Here is a 3,520-nt window from a genome sequence, read left to right as displayed (position 1 = left end):
ATCTCTTTTTTTAACTCGCTTGTGCCGAACCCCCCGCCAATGTAGGCAATGCCGCCCGGGGCGAGTACTCTGTGGATTTCTTTAAAAGCCTTCTCAAGATTCTCCCAAAAAACACCGAACCCCTGCTTACCAGGTAGTGTAAAATAATCGTGGGATTTGCCATTGCTTCCCATGGGCAAGATGAAGGCCTAAAAAAGTTGAGACCTCACTCCGAAGTGGGAATTGAAAGGAGGAATGAGGTCTCATGAATAACTTTTCTAAAGCCATAATACCGCATGAGGCCGCAAATTTCAAGGATATTTTGCGATGGATTTTGGGGATGGTGGCAAAATCCTTTGCCAGTCATCTGGGACATCTCTTAACCGCCATGGACCAGGCCCTGGCGGTGAAAAACAAGTTTACCCGCGCCATGTCCGGCTGGGAGTCCATAGCTGGGGCGGGGTTATGGATGCTTCCTCCTTTTGGGAGCGGGGGTCTTTTCTCATCTTCTCCCGCTACCGGAGCGTAGGCAGGATGGTGGTAAACGGGGACGGGGCCGACTGGGTAAAGGAGGCCAAGGAGTACTTCCCCAATACCCAGATCTTCCTTGACCGCTTCCACCGGAACCGGGCCTTGACTCAAGGGCTGGCCTTCGACCCCAAGCTCAGGCAAGAGGCCTTTTCGGCCCTAAGGAATAATGATCCCGACCGCCTAAGCTTTACCCTGGCCCAGGCCTTCTTAAAAGCTCCCTCCCGGACCGAGGAAAAGAAAGTGCGGGAGCTTAAGCGGTACTTTGACAACAACTTCGAGGGGCTCTTTCCTCCCCCGGATGACCGGTTAGGGGCCCAGGAGGGCCAGGTAAGCCACGCCCTGGCCCGGAGGATGAAGAAGCGGGGGATGAGCTGGACCAAAGCCGGGGCCCACTACATGGCCAACCTCCGCTTCCTCCTTTCCCAGGGTGAGCTCGAGGCCTGGGTCTCCTCCTACCAAAAGAGCCGGTGGCCAGCTGCTGATAAAAAGAGCCTAAAGGAGATCGCCTCTCATATCTCCTCCACCGGCAGGGAGGATCCCTCCTTGTGGCTTCGGGCCAGGATACCGGTCCTTGCCACCGCCCTGGTCTCCTCGCCCCTGGGAGAGGCCCTAAAGGCCCTCTCCTTTATACCCGCTGACGTGGCCTGATAGCTGGGACACCGAGGCCGATGATGCAACTGGTCACCAGCCACCGGGGTGCGCCAGCAGGTGGTGGCCAACCGGGGCCAGCATTTAGGAACTTAAGCGGGGGGATACCTGATGCGTTTCGGCGTACTGTACGGCAATATAGTAGTCAAGTTAGATGCCAAAGGCGCGCAACCAGAGGATATCTAGGCGGGCAGCCGCCCAAAGGCCCGCTACTACTAGCGGCGCCTCGAGGAGTTTGCGGAGGATGAAAGTGGGTTGGTCAGCCTGGAATTGGAGCACCAGAAAGTGGCGTAGTTGCCAAAGTACATCTAGGAACGGCAAGGACGCTCTCAGGCCCAGGGGGAGGAAAGGCCATCGCGGGAGGGGGCGGCAGTTTGCGGTTACCCTGCCTTTAGGGTCACGGCGTCAAGCCTTGCACCCATTGAACTAGCTCCCCATAGGAGACGGGGCCAGTCTTAGCTTGGCGAACTCTCCCTTGGCCATCGATGACCAGGGTAGCGGGGATGAAGCTTACCTGGTAGGCAAAGGAGGCCTCGCCTTTGGTATCCAAGAGCACCGGGAAGCGGTATCCGTGTTTTTCAACGTACTTCTTTACCGACTCAGGGGTTTCCCGCTGTAGCACGTTAACCGTTAGTACCTTTGTCCCCTTGGGCCCATAGTCCTGATAAAAGCGATGCAGCTCCTCCAATTCGGTCCGGCAATAGGGGCAATTAGTAGACCAGAAGTTGAGCACTACTGCGCTGCCGCGAAGTTGGCTAAGGGAGACTCGATTACCATTTAGGTCCATCAGGCTAAAATCGGGGGCCAAAGGAGCGTCTTTGGCCTCAGGCGCCTGGGCCTGATTATTATCCCCAGGAGCTGGCGGTTGATTGAGCTCGGATCCTGCGCTAGGTTTATTTAGGGTTTGATCGTTGCTGCTGGCAAGTGGTTGGGCCGAATTGCGGGCGAAGAGGGCATAATAACCCCCCGCTACCAGGATGACGGCTATTAAAACTAAGCCTAACCATTTTCGCATTTCCAATCTTCCTTTCCGCGCTTGGCTAACGACGCTCACGCCATGGCATGTCTTGCCGCTGGACGGGTCCGGTACGTTGAGCTCTGGCTCAAGTCCCTGTCCTCCGTGCTCCGGCTAATAAAGCCAGCCGAAGTATAGCAAGACCCCGGCGATTATCAATGCTACTCCAGCCACCGGCGATATGTAGGGCATTAGCCTGTTCATGAACCGTCGAAAGCCGCCCAGGTAGTCGAGGAAAAGGGCCATGACTAAAAAGGGCAGAGCCAAGCCCAGGGCATATAGGGCCAGCAGGTAAGTGCCGTAGGCGGCCGTTCCTTTCCCAGCCACGTAAGCCAAGATGGCGGCCAGGATGGGGCCGGTGCAGGGAGTCCACCCGGTGGCGAAGGCCATACCCAAAAAGAAGGCGGGTATGAGACCGGCCGGCCTGGTTACACGACCAATGCCCTTTTCTCGATAAAGAAATGGCAGACGAATTATTCCCGTCAAATAGATTCCAGCAGCTATAATGAATATGGCGCTTGCCTGTTGCACCAGATAGCGGCGGGTGAACAGAAATTTAGATCCCAGGCCGGCCAAAGTACCGAGGAGGACGAAGACGGCCGCAAAGCCAAGGATGAAGGCTAAACCTTTAGTAAACGCTTGCCACCGCACCATCGGCCGGGTGGAACTGCCGTCGGAAGTACCGGTGAGGTAGAGGATGTATATAGGTATTAATGGCCAGGTACAGGGAGAAAAGAAGCTTACGATCCCTGCCCCTAAAGCTGCCACCATATCCACGGACGGTTCACTCCCCTAAAGTCTCAGATGCTTCCGAAACATTTCCCATGCCTGGGCGCTGGCGTCGGCTCCAAATGGCCTCGCCAGCGATCCGTATGGCTCCCCCTCACCCTTCGGCGTCCAGCACTCAACTGACTGACCCGAGCTTGGGATCCATACTATGCGCAGCAAGCTGTTTGCGGGGCTGCAGTCTTGCGGTTGGTTGAGTGCTGGGCGGCCAATTCGACCTCCTGTCTCAAGAGGCCGGCCTCCCCAGCACTCAACCAGCAAAACATACCATGGCCTATTGATACTCGCTTTCTGGGCAGGGTAACCCCATTACCAGGTTCGTAAGTTGAGTGCTGGGTCGGCCCCGCCTCCGGTCTCGGTCTCGCCAACGGCTCGCAAGGCTCGCCCAAAGCGCCTTACGCCAGCATCCCCGGCCATTTTCATACTTCTTTCGGATGCACCAAGCAAGGCGCCTGCTCAGGCCGCACTGCTTGAGGCTGCTACCACTTTGGCGGGTTACTAATGTCCTGTGCTACTAATATACTATATTTCAGTTTCACCAGCAATATAAGTTACAAAAAA

General features: G+C 56.2%; 4 protein-coding genes. 1 reads left to right on the top strand and 3 read right to left on the bottom strand.

Annotation, left to right across the window (positions count from 1 at the left end; genetic code table 11):
• A partial coding sequence (locus tag H5U02_14680; protein MBC7343666.1) for a methyltransferase domain-containing protein occupies window positions 1-173 on the bottom strand: 173 nt, incomplete at its 3' end.
• Window positions 174-306: 133 nt separating this feature from the next.
• Here H5U02_14680 and H5U02_14675 point away from each other — a divergent pair.
• On the top strand, window positions 307-1,158 hold the full coding sequence (locus tag H5U02_14675; GenBank protein ID MBC7343665.1) for a UPF0236 family protein: 852 nt from the start codon (window positions 307-309) through the stop codon (window positions 1,156-1,158).
• A 397-nt stretch (window positions 1,159-1,555) separates the two neighbouring features.
• Here H5U02_14675 and H5U02_14670 read toward each other — a convergent pair whose 3' ends face one another.
• Window positions 1,556-2,173: a TlpA family protein disulfide reductase gene (locus H5U02_14670; GenBank protein ID MBC7343664.1), complete on the bottom strand. Its 618-nt coding sequence runs from the start codon at window positions 2,171-2,173 to the stop codon at window positions 1,556-1,558.
• Between the two features lie 114 nt (window positions 2,174-2,287).
• Window positions 2,288-2,950, bottom strand: a complete 663-nt coding sequence (locus H5U02_14665) for a sulfite exporter TauE/SafE family protein (protein ID MBC7343663.1) — start codon at window positions 2,948-2,950, stop codon at window positions 2,288-2,290.
• Window positions 2,951-3,520 lie beyond the last annotated feature (570 nt).

It is taken from the genome of Clostridia bacterium (genome assembly GCA_014360065.1).
Classification (GTDB): domain Bacteria; phylum Bacillota; class DSM-521; order Neomoorellales; family JACIYF01; genus JACIYF01.
Note: the sequence above shows the minus strand (reverse complement) of the source record. Positions and strands in the feature narration are given on the sequence as shown.

What these genes read in the sequence shown, in the direction of transcription:
- H5U02_14670 (MBC7343664.1), bottom strand. Translation starts at nt 2,173, where the DNA reads ATGCGAAAATGGTTAGGCTTAGTTTTAATAGCCGTCATCCTGGTAGCG.
- H5U02_14675 (MBC7343665.1), top strand. Translation starts at nt 307, where the DNA reads ATGGATTTTGGGGATGGTGGCAAAATCCTTTGCCAGTCATCTGGGACA.